This window comes from Streptomyces anandii JCM 4720 (assembly GCF_014650655.1).
In the GTDB taxonomy this organism is placed as follows: Bacteria; Actinomycetota; Actinomycetes; order Streptomycetales; family Streptomycetaceae; genus Streptomyces; species Streptomyces anandii.
Window position 1 is genome coordinate 170,546 of record NZ_BMVJ01000014.1, and the last position, 17,100, is coordinate 187,645.

General features: G+C 71.3%; 17 protein-coding genes and 1 pseudogene. 11 read left to right on the forward strand and 7 right to left on the reverse strand.

Features of this window, described 5'->3' with window-relative positions:
* Nucleotides 1-266: pseudogene (locus IE249_RS38380) on the reverse strand (alpha/beta hydrolase); the annotation flags it as partial.
* 435 nt (nucleotides 267-701) lie between these two features.
* Here IE249_RS38380 and IE249_RS24405 point away from each other — a divergent pair.
* From IE249_RS24405 to IE249_RS24415, 3 genes are all read left to right on the forward strand, one after another.
* On the forward strand, nucleotides 702-1,712 hold the full coding sequence (locus IE249_RS24405) for an SDR family oxidoreductase (protein WP_189707891.1): 1,011 nt from the start codon (nucleotides 702-704) through the stop codon (nucleotides 1,710-1,712).
* A gap of 112 nt (nucleotides 1,713-1,824) precedes the next feature.
* Nucleotides 1,825-2,889 carry a sodium:calcium antiporter gene (locus IE249_RS24410; protein ID WP_189707893.1) on the forward strand — a complete coding sequence of 355 codons (1,065 nt, stop codon included), beginning with the start codon at nucleotides 1,825-1,827 and terminating at the stop codon, nucleotides 2,887-2,889.
* A gap of 28 nt (nucleotides 2,890-2,917) precedes the next feature.
* Complete coding sequence (locus IE249_RS24415) at nucleotides 2,918-3,265, forward strand: VOC family protein (RefSeq protein WP_189707895.1); 348 nt, start codon at nucleotides 2,918-2,920, stop codon at nucleotides 3,263-3,265.
* Between the two features lie 13 nt (nucleotides 3,266-3,278).
* Here the strand turns inward: IE249_RS24415 and IE249_RS24420 are convergent, their stop codons facing one another.
* Entirely contained in the window at nucleotides 3,279-4,637 is a 1,359-nt protein-coding gene (locus IE249_RS24420; protein ID WP_229859193.1) for a M1 family metallopeptidase, read from the reverse strand.
* 291 nt (nucleotides 4,638-4,928) lie between these two features.
* On the opposite strand from IE249_RS24420, the gene IE249_RS24425 reads away from it, so the two are divergent.
* Complete coding sequence (locus IE249_RS24425; protein ID WP_189707955.1) at nucleotides 4,929-5,744, forward strand: class I SAM-dependent methyltransferase; 816 nt, start codon at nucleotides 4,929-4,931, stop codon at nucleotides 5,742-5,744.
* A 75-nt stretch (nucleotides 5,745-5,819) separates the two neighbouring features.
* Here IE249_RS24425 and IE249_RS24430 read toward each other — a convergent pair whose 3' ends face one another.
* Nucleotides 5,820-6,713 (reverse strand): LysR family transcriptional regulator, encoded by an 894-nt coding sequence (locus IE249_RS24430; protein WP_189707898.1) that lies wholly within the window; start codon nucleotides 6,711-6,713, stop codon nucleotides 5,820-5,822.
* 101 nt (nucleotides 6,714-6,814) lie between these two features.
* Between IE249_RS24430 and IE249_RS24435 the strand changes: the two genes are divergently transcribed.
* The 3 genes from IE249_RS24435 to IE249_RS24445 all read left to right on the forward strand — a co-directional run bounded on the left by IE249_RS24435 (nucleotide 6,815) and on the right by IE249_RS24445 (nucleotide 9,188).
* Nucleotides 6,815-7,903 (forward strand): alcohol dehydrogenase catalytic domain-containing protein, encoded by a 1,089-nt coding sequence (locus IE249_RS24435; protein WP_189707900.1) that lies wholly within the window; start codon nucleotides 6,815-6,817, stop codon nucleotides 7,901-7,903.
* Nucleotides 7,904-8,002: 99 nt separating this feature from the next.
* On the forward strand, nucleotides 8,003-8,509 hold the full coding sequence (locus tag IE249_RS24440; RefSeq protein WP_229859195.1) for a type 2 periplasmic-binding domain-containing protein: 507 nt from the start codon (nucleotides 8,003-8,005) through the stop codon (nucleotides 8,507-8,509).
* Between the two features lie 37 nt (nucleotides 8,510-8,546).
* A complete protein-coding gene (locus IE249_RS24445) occupies nucleotides 8,547-9,188 on the forward strand; it encodes an NADPH-dependent F420 reductase (RefSeq protein WP_189707902.1) in 642 nt (213 codons plus the stop codon).
* A gap of 51 nt (nucleotides 9,189-9,239) precedes the next feature.
* Here IE249_RS24445 and IE249_RS24450 read toward each other — a convergent pair whose 3' ends face one another.
* From IE249_RS24450 to IE249_RS24465, 4 genes are all read right to left on the reverse strand, one after another.
* The gene (locus IE249_RS24450; RefSeq protein ID WP_189707904.1) at nucleotides 9,240-10,190 is read right to left on the reverse strand and encodes a lactate/malate family dehydrogenase; all 951 of its coding nucleotides are present in this window, start codon (nucleotides 10,188-10,190) and stop codon (nucleotides 9,240-9,242) included.
* A gap of 300 nt (nucleotides 10,191-10,490) precedes the next feature.
* Nucleotides 10,491-11,708, reverse strand: coding sequence for a phospholipase D-like domain-containing protein (locus IE249_RS24455; RefSeq protein WP_189707906.1), 1,218 nt, complete (start codon nucleotides 11,706-11,708; stop codon nucleotides 10,491-10,493).
* Between the two features lie 83 nt (nucleotides 11,709-11,791).
* Complete coding sequence (locus IE249_RS40095; protein ID WP_229859197.1) at nucleotides 11,792-11,938, reverse strand: hypothetical protein; 147 nt, start codon at nucleotides 11,936-11,938, stop codon at nucleotides 11,792-11,794.
* 43 nt (nucleotides 11,939-11,981) lie between these two features.
* Nucleotides 11,982-12,113 (reverse strand): respiratory nitrate reductase subunit gamma, encoded by a 132-nt coding sequence (locus IE249_RS24465; protein ID WP_229859198.1) that lies wholly within the window; start codon nucleotides 12,111-12,113, stop codon nucleotides 11,982-11,984.
* Nucleotides 12,114-12,643: 530 nt separating this feature from the next.
* Between IE249_RS24465 and IE249_RS24470 the strand changes: the two genes are divergently transcribed.
* The 4 genes from IE249_RS24470 (at nucleotide 12,644) to IE249_RS24485 (ending at nucleotide 17,027) form a co-directional block, all read left to right on the forward strand.
* A complete protein-coding gene (locus IE249_RS24470; protein WP_189707908.1) occupies nucleotides 12,644-13,306 on the forward strand; it encodes a CBS domain-containing protein in 663 nt (220 codons plus the stop codon).
* Nucleotides 13,307-13,409: 103 nt separating this feature from the next.
* Nucleotides 13,410-13,940, forward strand: coding sequence for a GNAT family N-acetyltransferase (locus tag IE249_RS24475; RefSeq protein ID WP_189707909.1), 531 nt, complete (start codon nucleotides 13,410-13,412; stop codon nucleotides 13,938-13,940).
* 117 nt (nucleotides 13,941-14,057) lie between these two features.
* Nucleotides 14,058-16,232, forward strand: a complete 2,175-nt coding sequence (locus tag IE249_RS24480) for a TerD family protein (RefSeq protein WP_189707911.1) — start codon at nucleotides 14,058-14,060, stop codon at nucleotides 16,230-16,232.
* Nucleotides 16,233-16,421: 189 nt separating this feature from the next.
* Nucleotides 16,422-17,027 (forward strand): dihydrofolate reductase family protein, encoded by a 606-nt coding sequence (locus IE249_RS24485; RefSeq protein ID WP_189707913.1) that lies wholly within the window; start codon nucleotides 16,422-16,424, stop codon nucleotides 17,025-17,027.
* The last annotated feature ends 73 nt before the right edge of the window (nucleotides 17,028-17,100 follow it).

Below are 17,100 nucleotides of genomic sequence, written 5' to 3' on the forward strand. Positions count from 1 at the left end.
ATCCGGTCGTACCTCTCGTCCATCGGCCGTTCGCCATGGCCGGGCACGTCGACCGCCGCCACCGCGAAACCGCACTCGGTCACGAGGCGGCGCGCGCGGACCACCATGTCGGGTGCCTTCTTGTGCCGGCCGCCGCCGTGTCCCATCAGGATCAGCGGACGGGTACCGGCGGCGCCTTCCGGCGTCCACAACACGCCGGGAATCTCACCGAGGGTGAAGAGCTGTTCGGTCACGCCGTCGGACGACGTCTGCGAGGTGAAGCGCATAGCGTTTCGAGCCTTTCGGGATGCCTTCTGCGGGCACTCCCCAGACCATGCGAGAGAGGGAGTCCCGACCTGTCACAGCGTTGATCGGTCTCACCTCCTCGGTTCGCAGCGATGCACGGCGGCGGCGAACGTATCACAAACTGCTTGACCCGCAACCGAGTTCGCCCACCGCGCGTTCGCCCTCGGTACGTGCTCCGCCGGTACACCCCTCGACAGGAACTCCCTCCCCACCGCGGAATCCGCGTGATTACAGCCCCCGGTGGACGGGTCCGGCAACGCGGCGCAGACGGGGCCGGCGTCCGGCGTCAGTGCGGCCCACCGGATTCACACCTTCGCCCGGCGATCCGTTTGCGCGCCTCCGCGCCGCGGGTACCCAGAGAACCCCGACAGCGCAGGCGCCGCCGGCCACCCCGGAAGCAGGGAGACGGATCACTCATGCCGAGCAGGACAGGGCGAAGGCTTGCCGTGGTGACCGGCGGGACCGCCGGGGTGGGCCGTGCCACCGTGCGCGAGTTCGCCGCCCGCGGCTACGACGTGGCGGTGCTCGCCCGCGGGCAGGCCGGGCTGGACGGCGCGGTCGCCGACGTGGAGGCCGCCGGGGGCAGCGCGCTGGGCATCCCCACCGACGTCGCCGACCACACCGCCGTACGAGCGGCCGCCGAGCGGATCGAGGACGAACTCGGCGAGATCGACGTGTGGGTCAACGCGGCCTTCGCCGGCTCGCTCGCCTTCTTCTGGGACACCTCACCGGAGGAGTACGAGCGCATGACCCAGGTCACCTACCTGGGCCAGGTCAACGGCACCAGGGCCGCCCTCGAGCGCATGCGGCCGCGCGACCGGGGAGTCGTCGTCAACGTCGGCTCGGCCATGGCCTACCGTTCCATCCCCCTGCAGTCCGCCTACTGCGGTGCCAAACACGCCGTCAAGGGCTTCAGCGAGTCGGTGATGACCGAACTGCTCCACGAGCGCAGCGACGTCAAGGTCTGCATGATCCAGCTGCCCGGCCTGAACACCCCGCAGTTCAACTGGAACCTCAGCCGGATGCCGAAGCACCCCATGCCCGTGCCGCCCGTCTTCCAGCCCGAACTGCCCGCCAAGGGCATCGTCTTCCTCGCCGAACACCCCCGCCGCAACATGTGGGTCGGCCTGTCCACCGCCTACACCATCCTCGGTGAACGCCTGGCACCCAAGCTTCTGGACATCTACCTGGCCCGCAAGGGCGTGGGCGGTCAGCAGACCGACAGGGACCTGCCCCGCTGGGAGCCCAACCTCCACCAGCCCGCCGACGCCCGCACCGACCGCGGCGCCCACGGCGTCTTCGACGACCAGGCACACGCCCACGACCCCCTGCTGTGGCTGTCACAGCGACGCCGCGGCCTCATTCCCGCCCTCACCGCGGCCACCGCGCTCGGCGTGGCCGCCGCAGTGGCCCGAAACCGCCGTTGACCGGCCGGCGACGCCCCGCAGCCGGCCGGCGTCGCCCCGCAGCCCCGGGGCATGTCATTAGCGCGCCGAAGCCGTCAGGTTCCTTCCCCGACCGCCGGGTACTCAGCGGGCCATGGGATCTTTGGGTTCGCCGGTGCTGCTGGTGCTGTTCCTCGCCAGCGCGGCCGTCATCTGGGTTGCGGGAATCAAACTGTCGGACAGCACGGACGTGCTCGCCGAGCGGCTCCACCTGGGAAGTGCGCTCGGCGGACTCGTCCTGCTGGCCATAGCGACGAACCTGCCCGAGATCGCCATCACCGCGAGCGCGGCGATGGCCGGCCAACTCGACGTCGCCGTGGGCAACATCCTGGGCGGCATCGCCGTTCAGACCGTCGTCCTCGCGGTCCTGGACGCGGCCGGTGTACGCCCGCGCGCCCCACTCACCCGGCTGGCTGCCAGCCTGCAACTGGTCCTGGAAGGCGCCCTGGTGGTGGTCGTCCTGGCCGTCGTGGTGATGGGCACCCAGCTCTCTCCCGCACTGCGCGCCGCGCGCCTGGCCCCCGCCTCGGTGGCGATCGCCGCGCTGTGGGTCGTAGGACTGATCCTGTTGAACCGGGCCGGGCGGGGCCTGCCGTGGCGGGAGGGCGGCGACGCGCCGGACAGTCAGCCCGAGCCGCGCGGTCACTCCAAGGGGAAGAAGGAGAAGGCGGCCAGTGACAAGGGCGTGACCACCGCCCGGGCCGCCCTCGTGTTCGGTGTGTCCGCGCTGGCCACGCTGGTGGCGGGCGTGGTGATCGAGCGCAGCGGCGAGGAGTTCTTCGCCCGACAGGGACTGAGCGGGGTGCTGTTCGGTGCGACCGTGCTGGCCGCGGCCACCTCGCTGCCTGAGGTGAGTACGGGCCTGACCTCCACCAAGATGGGCGACTACCAGCTCGCCATCAGCGACATCTTCGGCGGCAACGCCTTCCTGCCCGTACTGTTCCTGCTCGCCACCGTGATCTCCGGCAAGCCGGTGCTCCCCGCCGCCCACGACACGGACATCTACCTCACCGCCCTCGGCATCATCCTGACCGTCGTCTACATGGCAGGCCTGATCTTCCGTCCCCGCCGCCGGCACGCCCGCTTGGGCATCGACAGCATCGCCGCGGTCGTCATCTATGTCGTAGGCATCGCCGGCCTGGCTACCATCGCCACCTGAGAAGCCCCGCCTTTGTCTGGAGTCATCGATGACCGTTCGCCGCGTCGTGCCCAACATCCAGTCGCAAGCCGTTCAGGAGAGCCGGGACTTCTACGGCCTGCTCGGCCTCGAAGAGGTCATGAACCACGGCTGGATCGTGACGCTCGCCTCCCCGGCCGGCCCGGCAGCGCAGATCAGCGTCATGACGAACGACAAGACCGCGCCCGTCGTCCCCGACATGAGCATCGAGGTGGACGACGTGGACGCGGCCTACGCGGTCATGCGGGGGAGCGGCGCGGAGATCGTCCACCCCTTGCAGGACGAGGAGTGGGGCGTGCGGCGGTTCTTCGTCCGCGACCCCAGTGGCAGGGTGGTCAACGTGCTGAGCCACCGCTGACGGGCACAGCCACTCACGGGTGCGACGGTTTGTGCCTGCCGAACAGCCAGACGTCGAAGACCTTGGAGAGGTCCTTCCCCGACATCTGCTCGCACAGGGCGATGAACTGACCGGTGTCGGCGTTGGCGTGGCGATGCTGCTTGGTCCAGGTCCTGAGGATCCGGAAGAAGACCTCGTCGCCCACCGCTTCACGGAGCTTGTGGATCACCATGGCGCCACGCCCGTAGACGGGAGGGTCCAGCACCTCCTCCGCACTGGGCGGATCCGCCGGAGGAAAGTCCCAGATGCCGTCGCTCTCGGGATGAGTGCCCCGGTAGTACGACATGAAGGTGGTCCGCGCCGGCTCGTGCCCCTGCTGCTCGTCCCAGAGCCATTCGGCGTAGGTGGCAAGCCCCTCGTTCAGCCAGACGTCCTTCCACTTCTTCGGAGTGACCGAATTGCCGAACCACTGGTGCGCCAGTTCATGCACCATCAGCTTCTCGTCGGGCACCGAGTCGAAGTACGGCTTGGTCTGCGTCTCCAGGGCGTAGCCGAGACCAGGATGGTGATCCAGCACGGCGCCCGTGGACGAGAAGGGGTACGGACCGAAATTCCCGATCGCCCAGTCGGTGACCCGCGGAACCAGCCGGGTCAGCACCTCCGTGTGCTTCGCCTCATCCGGATCCACGGCGATGCAGAAGGGCACACCGCTGCGGGTACGGCCCTTGGTCACCTCGAAATAGCCGACGGAGACGTTGGCGAGGTAGCTCGCCATGGGCTCCTTGCTGCGCCAGTGGCTGGTGAGCCGGTCACCCTCGTCCTTCTGGCCGATCAGCTCTCCGTTGGCGACGACATCGTAGAAATCACCGGATTCGTCCTTCGGAACACTGACCGTGATGTCGTAGGAGGCCTTGTCGGAGGGATGGTGGTTGCCCGGGAACCAGACCATGGAGCCCACCGGCTGGCCCAGGGCCGTCGAGCCGTCGTCCGTCTCGATCCATCCTTCGTCCCCGTCAATCGTGCGGGGCGTACCGTCGTAGGTGACCCGCGCCTGGAAGGACTCGCCCTTCCGGAGGGTTTTCGCCGGCGTGACCGTCAACTCGTTCTTCGCGCGACCGAAGGCGGCGTCGGCACCGTTCACCTTGGTGTTCCGCACCTTCATCCCCGCGAAGTCCAGGTTGAGACTGCGCAGGTTCCGCGTCGCACGCGCGGTGATGACCGCGCTTCCCTGGAGGTGGTTCGTCTCAGGGACGTACTCCAGCTTCAGGTCGTAGTGCGTGACGTCGTAACCGCCATTGCCCAGCGTGGGAAAGAGGCGGTCGCCCACCCCCGCCGCGCCCGGCTGGGCACGGCTCGTGCTCGTGCACCCGCCGGCCGCCACCAGGACGAGCATGGCGACGACACCCGAAACGCAGCACCGCACAGCCGCCGGGGTGATCGCTCCGAGCCCGGTTCCCTCATGTCCCGCTCGCCTGTTCAGACCCATGCCTGTTCAGACGGGCCGCACCCGGCGGCCGTTCCGGCGCACCGCAGGACCCTTGCGCGGTGGCGGTGGCGGTGAACTGGTCTGGCATGGGCGGGACTTGCGTGGTCAGGTCGCGTCGGCGCTCGGCCGCTGTGGGGCGCTGCGGTCATTTAGGCTGGCGCGGTGACTGATGAGCAGGAGCGGGTGCAGCCGTCGGGAGTGTGGGCCACGGCGGTGGGAGTGGCCAGGGTGCGGGCCTTGGAGAGCGAGCGGGAGAACGCACTGTTCCGCGATCTACTGGCACGGGCCTTCGCCGCCGCCGGCGGCCTGTGGCCCTCCTCGCCGCCGCTCCCGGGCGACGAGGCCGCGCGACTCCGCCGGCTGGCCGTGTCGTTCTCCATCGTCATCAGGACCAAGTTCCTCGACGACCTGTTGCTGCGGTCCTCCGCGTCCGGGATCCGGCAGGTCGTGCTGCTCGGCGCCGGCATGGACAGCCGCGCCTACCGGATGGACTGGCCGGAGGGCACCCGGCTGTTCGAGGTCGACACCGCCGCGCCACTGGACTTCAAGGCCTCGGTGCTGCGCCAGGAGGGGGCCGTCGCGCGCTGCGAGCGGATCACCGTCGCGGTGGATCTGCGCGAGGACTGGCCGGGTGCGCTGGCCGCCGCGGGGCACGACCCGGCCGCGCCGACCGTGTGGATCGCCGAAGGACTGCTGATCTATCTGCCCGAGGACGCGGTGGACCTGCTGCTGGCCCGGATCGGCGCGCAGTCGGCCCCGGGCAGCCGGATGGGGCTGACGCTGGGCTCGCGCGGCGTGATCGAGCGCTTCGGCGCGGACGCCGTGCAGGGTTCGGCGGCTTCCATGTGGGTCTCGGAGATGCCCGACGACCCGGTGGGCTGGCTGGCCGGGCACGGCTGGGAGGCCAGTTGCCACACCCTGCGCGAGCGCGCTGCCGCCTACGGCCGCCCGATCAGCACCCCGCCGCGGCGCGAGGAGCGGCCCGGCGGACTGATCTCGGCGGTCCGCCGGTGAAGCGGTCTGCCGGTGGCGGGGTCCGCGGGTAGCGCGGTCCGCAGGTGGCGCGCCTCTCCGTCGCGGCCGCACGGATCAGGCGGTCGAGGCGATCGCCCGGGCGACGGCGGTGATCGCCGGAGCCGGGCGGCCGGGGAGCCGCGCCACGAGGACGCGGCGGATCTCGGGGGGTGCGCCCTCGACGTGCAGCAGGCTCACCCCGGGCGGCAGCACGGGCGAGAGCCGCAAGGGCACGGTCGTCACCCCGAAGCCGCCGGCGACCAGCTGCAGCTTCGTCAGCCAGTCCCGTGCGCGGTGGACGATGCGCGGACGTCCGGGCAGGCCGGGCCAGACGCCGAGCAGGGGCTCGGAGCGGGACGCCGGGGTGGCGACCCACGGGGCGTCGACCAGCTCGTCGACGTGCACCGCGGTGCGGCCGGCGAACTCTCCGGTCGAAGGCGCCGCCACGACCAGTTCGGTGTCCGCGACGGTCTCGGCGTGCAGGCGGGGCGACTCGCCGTCCAGGGGCCGGTGCGGCGGGCGGGAGGTCAGCACGGCGAGGTCGATCGAACCCGCGCGCAGTGCCCGGATCAGGGAGGGCGTGGTCCCCTCGGTGGTGGTGACGGTGATCTGCGGGTCGGTCGCCGCGAGGCGGCTGAGCGAGGGGGGCAGGAGGGCCGCGCCCGCGCTCAGGAACAGTCCCAGCCGCACCAGTTCGGTCCGCGCGGCGGTGCCGGTGAGGTCGCGCTCGGCCGCCGTGAGGCAGTCCAGGATCGTGCGAGCGTGGCGCAGCAGGGTCAGCCCCGCTGGGGTGAGCCGCACTCCGTCGGGGTGCCGTTCGAACAGGGCGGTGCCCGCGCTTCGTTCGAGGGAGGCGGCCTGGCGTGAGACCGCCGACTGGGTGTAGCCGAGCCGGGTGGCCGCCGCGGTGAAGCTGCCGGACTCGGCGATCTGCCGCAGGACCCGCAGGCCTGTGCTGGAGATGTCCATGCGGCTTACGCATACCACGGATGCGGGACCGTCGCTTCCCGCATGCCTGCCGGGCTCCTAGTGTCGGTCGTGACGGACACGGACGAACACGGAGGTCATCGGTGCGGGCAGCGGTTCTGACGAGGTTCGGGGTCCCGCTCACGGTGCGGGAGGTGCCCGACCCCGAGGCCGGCGGTGGCGAGGTGGTGGTCGAGGTGCTCGCCGGCTGTGTGGCCCCGTACGCGGCCGAGGTCTTCAGCGGTGAGCGGAACTACCCCCTGGTCCCTCCCGTGGTGCCCGGGATCGGCGGGGTGGGACGGGTGGTCCACGCGGGCCCGGACGCCACCCGGCTGCGCCCCGGCGACCTGGTGTGGTGCGACTGCACGGTGCGCTCGCGGGACGACGCCCTGACGCCCGACATCACGCTCCAGGGCTGGAGTTCGCGCGGTGAGGGCGGTGCGCGGCTCGCCCGGTATCTGCACGACGGTTCGTTCGCCGAGCTCATGCGGGTCCCGACGGAGAACGTCTTCCCGCTGCCCGCGGCGGCGGGGGAGGACCCGGCCCGCTGGGCCGCGCTCGGCGTGCACGTCATCCCGTACGGCGGTCTGCTGGCCGGCGGGCTCGCGGCGGGTGAGACGCTGCTCGTCAGCGGTGCGACCGGCAACCTCGGCAGCAGTGCGGTCGCGGTCGCGCTCGCCATGGGAGCGGGCCGCGTCGTCGCCCCGGGCCGCAACCGGGCCGCGCTCGACCTCCTGGCCGGCAGGTTCGGCTCGCGGGTGCGCCCGGTCCCGCTGACCGGGGAGGAGGCCGCCGACCGCGCGGCGATGTCCGCGGCGGCCGACGGCCCGGTCGACATGGTGATCGACCTGCTGCCGCCGAACGCACCGAGTTCGGTGGCGCGCACGGCCGCCATGACCGTACGCGAGTACGGCCGCGTCGTTCTCATGGGCGGCGTCGGCATGCTCGGTGGCGACGACCTCGCGCTCCCGTACCCGTGGATCATGCGCAATTCGGTCACCGTGCGCGGCCAGTGGATGTACCCGCGTACGGCGAACGTCGGCATCGTCCGGCTGATCGCCTCGGGCGCCCTGGACCTCGCCCCCGAACGGGTCCGGGTCTTCGGCCTCGACGCCGTCAACGACGCCGTCACGTACGCCGCCTCACACGGCGGCCCGTTCGACCGCACCGTCCTCGCCCCAGCGGCCGGCTGACAAGACCAGGCACGTCGCACCGGGTTGGAGGACCGGCCCGCCCACCGCATAAGGCCACGCTTCGCCCAGGACCGAAACGGAAGGGGAAGCGCGAAGCGCATGACCAGTGCCGCGGGAAAGGGCAACGGCACCCCTGCGATCGTGACGCTGGAGCTGATCGCGCCGCTGCGCAGCACACCGCAACAGGCGGCGCGGATCGTCGGCTTCCCCTCCTTCGCCCCCGCTACGGACGAGCGGGTCATCACCGTCACCATGACGAACAGCACGGCGTTCGTCGTCGGGCCCCGGCTGACCCGGCTCGTCGCCGAGCGCGCTCCGCGCGCAACCCTGCGCGTGCGGACGATCACGGTGCCGACCGAGGCCACCTTCACAGAAGGGGGCGGGGACGTCGTCCTGAACTCCGAGGGACACGCATCGCCGTATCCGCGCGAGCGTCTCTACGACGACCGGTGTGTGGTGGTGGCCGCGCCGGACACCCTGCCGCGGGCCGCCATGCGCACCCTCGCCGGCCTGCGGATCGAGGAGTTCCTCTTTCCCCCGTCCGGACGGCATGCGGCGTCAGCCGGAAGGAGGCCGGTCGGTGGCAGCGGCAGAGGGGGGATGTGAGGGTGGAACGCATCTGACGTCCATCGAGGAGCCGGACATGATCGTCACCATCGTCGGCGCCGGGAACATGGCCCGCGGCATCGGCACCCGGGCATTGGCGGGCGGGCACTCCGTCCGCCTGCACGACCGGACGCGAGCCAAGGCGGAGGAACTGGCCACCGCGCTGAGCCAGGCCGCACCCGAAGCGGACGTCACCGCGGTCGGACCCGATGCGGTGGGCGATTCCGACATCGTCGTGCTCGCCCTGCCCCATCCGGCCGGACACGAGGTCGCCGCCGCGTGGGCCGACGCCCTGGCAGGGAAGACCGTCGTCGACATCTCCAACCCGGTGGACTTCACCACCTTCGACTCGCTCACCGTGCCCCCGGGCACTTCCGCCGCCGAGCAGATCGCGGCCGCCGTACCGGAGAGCCGGGTGGTCAAAGCCTTCAACACCACCTTCGCCGGGCCGCTCACCGAGGGACAGGTGGCCGGCCGGCCGCTCGACGTCTTCATCGCCGGAGACGACGACACGGCGAAGCAGACCGTCTCCGCCCTGGTCTCCTCCGCGGGGCTGCGCCCCTTGGACGTGGGGCCGCTGCGCCGGGCACGCGAGCTGGAAGCGTTCCAGTTCCTGCACATGGCGTCACAGGAACGGCTCGGCCTGAACTGGTCGAGCGCCATCGCGATCCTGCCGTGACGGCCGGGCGGACCGACGCCGCGAGGCCGCCTCGCCCGGGCCCTGTCGCGGTCAGGCCGTTCCGGTCGCGATGGCCCGTTCGGCGGCTTCGCGCAGGATCCGCACGCTCTTGTCCAGGGCGCGCCGCTCCTCGCGCGTCATGGCCGGCTGGTGCGTCTGCTGGACCCCGCCGGCTCCGAGGACGCTGGACAGGGACAGCGTGACCTGGTGATCCGGGGAGTACGCGGCCACGGGCAGCACCGCGCGTTCGTCTCGCAGGACCGCCTCGACCAGACGGGCGGAGACGGCGCCGATGCCGTACTGGCTCGCCCCGGTGCCCTCGATGATGGTGATGTTGGCGTACCGGATGTCGTTCTCGACCTCTTCGCGTACGTCCTCGACCGGCACGCCGTCCTGGATCAGCAGCTCGGTGACGGGGATGCCCCCGACGGCCGCCGAGGACCACAACAGCACTTCGGAAGTGCCGTGTTCGCCCACCACGAGGGCCTGCACGTCACGTGGCCGCACCCGCAGGCGGTCGGCGAGTTGCACCCGGAAGCGGAGACTGTCGATGAGCGTGCCGGTGGAGAACACCCGGTCGTGTCCGGCGAGGTGACGGGTGAGGTCGGCCAGCGGGTCCGGCGGGTCGGTCACCACCATGAGCACCGCCTGCGGCGAGGCCGCGACCACCCGGGGGACGATGTCGGCGAAGACCTTGGCGTTGGTGTCCAGCAGCCGCAGACGCCCCTGGGACTCGGACCGGTCGGTGGCGCCGCCGGCCTTCTCGTTGATGCCCGCGGTGATGACGACGACCGCCGCGTCCGCGAGGTCGCCGTAACCGCCGGAGCGCACGTCGACCGTGGGTGACAGCGGAGCGGCGTAGCGCAGGTCGGCGGCCACCCCGTCGGCGCGGGCCGTGTCGCGGTCGACCAGCACGATCTCCCGGCAGGTTCCCCCGCGTTCCACCAGGGACAGAGCGGTGGCCGACCCGACGGCGCCGACCCCCACGATGGCTACCTTCATGCCTGCTCCTTGGCGGGTTCGACGGCTCCGGGCCCGCTCTGCCGCGCGACCGCGCCGGCTCCGGCGGGTGCCCCCGGGGAACGCCGGCCTCTCCGGGACGCGGTTTCACGCCGCCCACCTCGGGCGCGGGCCGAAGCGGGCACCCGCGGGCACGCCCGTCTGTTCACCGTAAGTCGCGACCCGCGCCCCTGCCACCCACGGCGCCGACGCTGCGCGGCCGCCGGGCGTGGTCCGCGGGCGCTCGCTTTCGGACCCTCCGGGCGGCCTTCCGGCCGCAGGCGTTCCTCGGTGCCGCGTCGCTCACAGGAAGCGGCGGATGGGCGTGACGGCGGCTTCCTTGGCGCGCTGCAGCACCGCCCGCCGCTTCCACCGGTCCAGGTCGATGGCCACGCTGCGCTCCAGGTCGGCTTCGAAGTCACGGTCGAGCGCGGCGGTGAACGTCTCGTCCAGGACCGCCAGCATGACCTCTTCGTCGTGGTCCATGGAGCGGCGGTTGAAATTGGTGGATCCGATGAGGGAGGCCACCGAGTCCACCGTCATGATCTTGGCGTGCATCATCGTCGGCTGGTACTGGCGGATATGCACCCCGGCCTCCAGCAGTCGCGTGTAGTGGTGCTGGCCGGCGAGCTGACAGGCACGCTGGTCGGTGTGCGGCCCGGGGAGCAGGATCTCCACGCGTACGTCCCGGCCGGCCGCGCGGCACAGCAGGTCGACGAAGTAGGCGTCGGGCGCGAAGTAGGCGGTGGCCAGCCGGAAACGCTCCTCGGCGGAGGTGAGCATGACCCGGATGAGGGTCTGCATGTCCTGCCAGCCGATACTGGCGGAGCCGCGCACCACCTGCACGACCGACGAGCCGGTCTGCGGGTGCTCGGTGAAGCGGTCGCGGTCGTCGAAGAGTTCGTCGTGGCACTCGGCCCAGTTCTGCGCGAACGCCGCGGCGACACCGTCCACGGCCGGGCCGCGCACCTGGACGTGGGTGTCACGCCACTCGCCGGGGTGGCGGGCGTCGCCGCACCACTCCTCGGCGATGCCGACGCCGCCGGTGAACGCGGTCAGTTCGTCGACGACGAGGGCCTTGCGGTGGCAGCGGTGGTTCTGCTTGAACGGCGACAGCCAAATGGGTTTGCGGAACCAGGCCACCTGCACCCCGGCACCTTCCATGAGGTCCAGCAGGCTCCGTTCGATCTCCTTGGCCCCGAAGCCGTCGAGCAGCAGACGCACCCGTACCCCCGCGCGGGCGCGGTCGGCGAGCGCGGCCGCGAAGTCGCGGGCGATCTGACCGCGCCAGTAGACGAACGTCATCATGTCGATCGTGTGCCGTGCCGAACGGATCGCGCCGAGCATCGCGGGGAAGATCTCGTCGCCGTTGCGCAGCGGCACCATTTCGTTGCCTTCGGTGGCGGCCACCCCGATCAACCGCTCCAGACGGCGGCGCAGGCGCTGCTTGCGGGCTTCGGCGTCCACCGCGCCGGGCCCGGAGCCACGGGCGGCGGGTGCCGGTATGCCGTCGACGATCACGTGGGTCTCCCGTCGGATCAAGGGAACGAGGCGCTGGGGGCGGCGGAACGAGTCCATGAAGCAGATGCCCTGCGGCCACCGCCTCACTCCCGCGAGCGGCCCCGACGACCACGTACCGCCCGTGGTGTGTCCGTACGCCCGTGGAGGGTCTCGGCGCTGCGGCCCGTGGAGGAGGCCGCGGCCCGTTCCAGGTGCTCGCGGGCCTTGGCGTCGAGGGAGAGTTTCCGCATGGCGTGGTTGCCGTTTCCGCGTCGGGGCCCGTGCGGGCCGGGGTCAGCAGCGGACGCCGATGCGGCGCCAGCGGCGCCCGCTGGTGCCGGGTTCCGCGGGGTGGGCGGCGGTGCGGGTGCGGTAGAGGACGAACGGCCGCCACAGATACCACAGCGGGACGCTCCAGGCGTGCACGACTGGCGCCAGCGCTCCCGGTAGAACTCCTCCGCCGCCCGGCCGCCCTCGCGGAACAGCATGCGCCGGTCGGGTGACTGCGTGCCGGGGAAGAAGTACTGCGCCGTACGCATCAGCCGTTCGGCCGCGGCATCGGCCCGGTCGGTGCTCACACCGTTCGCCTCCTTGGACGCTGCGGTCGCCTGCCTGTGCCCTGCGCACTGCGGTGCCTCGCCCGGCCGGCCGTGGGGGGTGACGGCCACCATGCTGTGCCGACGGCCGCGCCGAACCGGGCAGACACTCCGACCGTCCGTATGCATGGCGGACCCCCCGAGAGCCACAGGAGGCATCCGGTCCCGGCCTGCCCGGCATCCGGACGGAGTACTCCGTCCGGACCGAGGACCACGCGGAGGAGGGCCGGTACGTGATGCGAGCGGAGCCGCCGGGTATCTCTGCCGAAACCCCGTCGGGCGCGCCGGGACGCCACTGCCTCCCGGCGCGCCCGGCGCGTCGGCGAGGCCGGTCCTCCGGCACGGGAAGGGCGTTGAGCGATGAGACAACGCAGTGTGGGCGATCTGATGACGCCCACCGCGGTGAGCGTGCGGCCGGGCACGGCCTTCAAGGAGATCGCGCGCGTCCTCGACGAGTACGACATCACCGCCGTCCCGGTGGTCGACGACCGGGACCGGCCGGTCGGAGTGGTGTCCGAGGCGGACCTGCTGCGCAAGCAGACGTCCGGCGGCACGGGGAACAGCGCCGGGGACCTGATGACCAGCCCCGCCGTGGTCGCCGAGCCCGGCTGGCACGCCGTACGTGCCGCGCGGACCATGGAGCAGCACAAGGTCAAGCGCCTGCCGGTGGTCGACGACGACGGCCGCCTGATCGGCGTGATCAGCCGGAGCGACCTGGTGCGCCTGTTCCTGCGGAGGGACCGCGCCATCCAGGAGGAGATCCTCGAGGACATCATCGTCCGGACGCTCGGCCTGCCGCCCTCCGAACTGACCGTCGAGGTCACCGATGGACGGGTGACGCTCAGCGGCACGGTGGAGCGCAGGAGCCTGATCGCCATCATGGTGCGGCTGTGCGACAGCGTCGACGGCGTGGTCGAAGTCGTCGACCGGCTCGGCTTCGACCGCGACGACACGGCGCATCCCGCCCCCGGACACGGTGGCCCCGGGCCCGGGTCACCCCGGCGCCCACCCGGTGAGGCGTGAGCGCCCTGCGGCACTGCGCCGACGCTCGCCCTGGGCTCCCAACTGCACGCGGAGCGGGGATATTCGCTGGTCGCTGCTTGCCGGTGGTGCTCATACTGCCGCAATGGATCCGGTGACTCTCGAGACCGACCGTCTGGTGCTTCGGGCCTTCACGTCTGCCGACGTGGACGCGGTGTACGAAGCCTGCCAGGACGAGGACATCCAGTTCTATACACCCGTGCCGGTGCCGTACCGGCGTGCGGACGCGGAGAATCTCATCGGCGAGAAGCTGCCCGCCCAGTGGGCCGAGGACAGGGACTACACCTTCGGCGCGTTCCGCAAGGACACCGGCGCCCTGGCCGGCTCGTACTGCCTGACCCGTATCAGCCGCGGCGTCTGGGAGCTCGGTTACTGGGCGGTCAAGGAACAGCGCGGACGCGGGTACTCGGTGGAGGCCGCTCGGGCCCTGTGCGATTGGGGATGGGCGACCCTCGACGTCCACCGCATCGAGTGGTGGGCCATGGCCGGGAACACCGGCTCGCGTGGCGTCGCCGAGAAACTCGGCTTCACCGTCGAAGGGACACTGCGCCATCGCGGCATCGCGAACGACGGCGAACCGCACGACTGGTGGGTGGGCGGACTGCTGAGGCCCTGATGCCCGTGCCGGCCAGTGAACTCGCTCCAGCCCGCCCGCTGTTCAGGGCCGACGGCAACGACCGGGGCGGCGAAAACTCCTGTGCGCCGGCCCGCGCACCTCTGCGATCATCCCTGAATGGCGCACAGTTTCGAATCGCTGGTCATTCGGCACACCCACCGCCTCCCGTCCCCGAAGGGCTCCGCCGGAGACGGGGCTGTCGCCGCGCGGCAGTTCGACGCGGCACTGACATCCGTGGGCTTCAAGCTCTCGGCGGAGCTGCTGCAGCGGCTGTCGGGACTGTCCGAGGCCGCGGTCGTGCACACCGCCAGGCGGACGCTGCGCACCGTGAGCGAGATGGTGGGCGACCACGTCCGGCACAACTCGTACTTCATCGACTTCCCGGCGAACGTGCCGGACACCGAAGAGTTCTGGATGCGGTGCGTGGCCGAAGCGCTCGGCGACGAGGAGTCGCGCGAGAACGTGCTGACGCAGCTGGGGCGTGGGGTGCTGAACCTGCTCAGCCTCCCCGCCTACGGCCGGTACCAGCACACGTACGAGGAAATGCTCGCGGCGCAGGACGAACTGATCGCGTCGGCGGGCGACCGGATCACCGTCCTCCACCTCGGCCGGGACCTGGACGACGAACTCACCGATCTGTACCTGGCCCTGGCCGGCAGCACGACCCCGCTGGGCGAGGACGACCTGCGCGACCTCAAGACCCTCGCCGAGCGGTGCGCACTGGGCCCCCAGCCGGAGGCCATCCCGGTCCGCGAGAACCGGGCGGTCGTCAACGAGGCCCGGCTCGGCGTCGGCGCGGACCTCCTCCTCGACACCGTCACCGATGTGCTGCGGCTGGCCTGCGCGCTGTCGGGCGGCGACGTGACTCTGAAGGAGCCGACCCGGTTCCGGACGCTGCCGCGGCCGCTGCGCCGGGGGCTGCTCGCGGGTCTGGACGCCGTCGTCGCGGCGAACCCCGCGAAGCTCGCCGACGTGCACGCGCACCGGGAGCCCTTCAAGCGGCTCGGGGAGCGCCTGCACCCGCACGAGTACCCGCGCTGGCCGCACGCCGCCGAGGTGTTCGCGGTCGCGCGGGGCGAGAAGGAGGCCCGGACCTTCGAAAGCCGGCTCGAGGAACTGCTCGACGAGTCCGACATCCTCGGTGCGGTGCGGCTGCTGAAGTCCGCTCCCGGCAAGCTGTTCCGCGCCCTGGACCTCCTGCTGCGCATCGCCGCCGGCCAGGAGGAACGGGACGCGGTGGTGGCCGCCGCGGTGGAGGTCGCTCCCCACGTCTCCGGCCGGGTCGTGCTCTCGGTGCGCGAGCACCTCCACAACCGGGCACGTGAGAGCGACGAACCCCGGATCTTCGTCAACCGCCGGGGCCGCGCCTGGGTGACCCCCGACTTCCGGCCGCCCGTACCGGCCGCCGACCGCGATCGACTCATCGCCGCCCTCGACGCCGAGACGCGTCGCCGGCTCCCGGCGCCGGGCCGGCTGCTGCTCGACCCCGATGTCCTCGACGTCGCCCTTCCGCTCAGCGGCCGGGCGACCGCGGCCGGACTGGGCGTACTGCCGCGAGGGTCGGTCTCCGCGGTCGACGGCGAACAGCTGCGCTTCTTCGTGTACTGGAAGCAGACCGAGGACCGCACCGACTACGACCTGTCGGCCCTGCTTCTCCACACCGACTACAGCACCGATTCCTGGCTCTCCTACACGTCCCTCAAGGCCGTGGGCGGCGAGCATTCGGGCGACGTCACCGAGGCGCCCGACGGGGCCTCGGAGTTCATCAACCTGTCCCTGGACCGGGTGCGCAGCACATTCATCGTTCCGCAGGTCAACATCTACGCCGGCGAAGGCTTCGAGGAGGTCGAGGAATCGTTCTTCGGCTTCATGCTGCGCGACGGCGAGCAGAAGGGCCGGCCGTTCGAGCCGCGCACGGTGCGGATGAAGTCGGAGCTGCGCGGGACGGGCCGGGTGGCGCTGCCGCTGGTGTTCCGGCGCGGGGACGACGGCCGGTGGCGCGCGAAGTGGCTGCACGTCTATCTGAAGGGCGTCTCGGCGGCCAACCGGGTCGAGGAGAACCAGCTGTCCGTGTCGAAGGTGGTGCGCGCCCTCGTCGAGCGCGAGCAGTTGACGGTGTGGTACCTCGTCGGCCTGATGTCCGGCGACACCACGGCCGTGGACCTGTGGGACGGCGGCGACCCGGTCCCGGACGAGCCCGTGACGTACATCGGCCTCGAGCGTCCCGAGGGACTGCATCCGGACTCGCGGATCATCACCCTCGAAAATCTGCGCGACTTGATCCCGAGCTGAGTGCTAGCGTTGCCCACGGCGAGGCCATGAAGGGGCTTCCTTCTCAACTCCTTTCCTGAAACGAGTTCCTTCGCTCTCCTCGCCGCCGTCTTCCACGCGAAGGCGCCCACCCCGGCGCCTTCGCGCTCCAAGCTCTCCGGTGAGTTTTCGTCGGTCGTGCGGTCCACCCTTCGACGAAGGGAGCGCACCATGCGCAAGCTCATCATCTGCACGTTCCTGACGCTGGACGGCGTCATGCAGGCGCCGGGCGGTCCGGACGAGGACGTACACAGCGGCTTCGAGCACGGCGGCTGGCAGAAACCGGTGACCGACGAAGCGGTCGGCACGGCCATCGCCGGCTGGTACGAGCCTTCCGACGCGATGCTGCTGGGCCGCAAGACGTACGAGATCTTCGCGTCGTACTGGCCGACCGCCGACCCCGCCAACCCGTTCACGGATCGCATGAACAGCATGCACAAGTACGTGGCGTCCCGGACCCTGACCTCCCTCGAGTGGCGGAACTCCACGCTGCTGGAAGGCGACGTCGCCGACGCCGTACGCGGGCTCAAGGCGTCCGACGGCGGCAACATCAACGTCATCGGCAGCGGCGACCTCGCCCAGACCCTCATGCGGCACGGCCTGGTCGACGAGTACCGGCTGACCATCCACCCGGTGATCATCGGCACCGGCAAGCGGCTGTTCGCCGACGGAGCGATCCCCACGGCACTGGAGCCGGTCAGCGTCTCGACGACGAAGAGCGGCACCGTGGTCGGCATCTACCGTCCCGACGGAAAGCCCGGCTACGACAGTTACTAGGTGTATTGATCACGAGCGTTGTTGACGCTCGCTGGGCTTGATCATGGCGAAGACCTCCGGTGTGGTGGAGCTG

Excerpts from the sequence above, each read along its gene's own strand:
- IE249_RS24405 (WP_189707891.1), top strand. The coding sequence starts at position 702 with ATGCCGAGCAGGACAGGGCGAAGGCTTGCCGTGGTGACCGGCGGGACC.
- IE249_RS24410 (WP_189707893.1), top strand. The coding sequence starts at position 1,825 with ATGGGATCTTTGGGTTCGCCGGTGCTGCTGGTGCTGTTCCTCGCCAGC.
- IE249_RS24415 (WP_189707895.1), top strand. The coding sequence starts at position 2,918 with ATGACCGTTCGCCGCGTCGTGCCCAACATCCAGTCGCAAGCCGTTCAG.
- IE249_RS24420 (WP_229859193.1), bottom strand. The coding sequence starts at position 4,637 with ATGCTCGTCCTGGTGGCGGCCGGCGGGTGCACGAGCACGAGCCGTGCC.
- IE249_RS24430 (WP_189707898.1), bottom strand. The coding sequence starts at position 6,713 with ATGGACATCTCCAGCACAGGCCTGCGGGTCCTGCGGCAGATCGCCGAG.
- IE249_RS24440 (WP_229859195.1), top strand. The coding sequence starts at position 8,003 with ATGACCAGTGCCGCGGGAAAGGGCAACGGCACCCCTGCGATCGTGACG.
- IE249_RS24445 (WP_189707902.1), top strand. The coding sequence starts at position 8,547 with ATGATCGTCACCATCGTCGGCGCCGGGAACATGGCCCGCGGCATCGGC.
- IE249_RS24450 (WP_189707904.1), bottom strand. The coding sequence starts at position 10,190 with ATGAAGGTAGCCATCGTGGGGGTCGGCGCCGTCGGGTCGGCCACCGCT.
- IE249_RS40095 (WP_229859197.1), bottom strand. The coding sequence starts at position 11,938 with ATGCGGAAACTCTCCCTCGACGCCAAGGCCCGCGAGCACCTGGAACGG.
- IE249_RS24470 (WP_189707908.1), top strand. The coding sequence starts at position 12,644 with ATGAGACAACGCAGTGTGGGCGATCTGATGACGCCCACCGCGGTGAGC.
- IE249_RS24475 (WP_189707909.1), top strand. The coding sequence starts at position 13,410 with ATGGATCCGGTGACTCTCGAGACCGACCGTCTGGTGCTTCGGGCCTTC.
- IE249_RS24480 (WP_189707911.1), top strand. The coding sequence starts at position 14,058 with ATGGCGCACAGTTTCGAATCGCTGGTCATTCGGCACACCCACCGCCTC.
- IE249_RS24485 (WP_189707913.1), top strand. The coding sequence starts at position 16,422 with ATGCGCAAGCTCATCATCTGCACGTTCCTGACGCTGGACGGCGTCATG.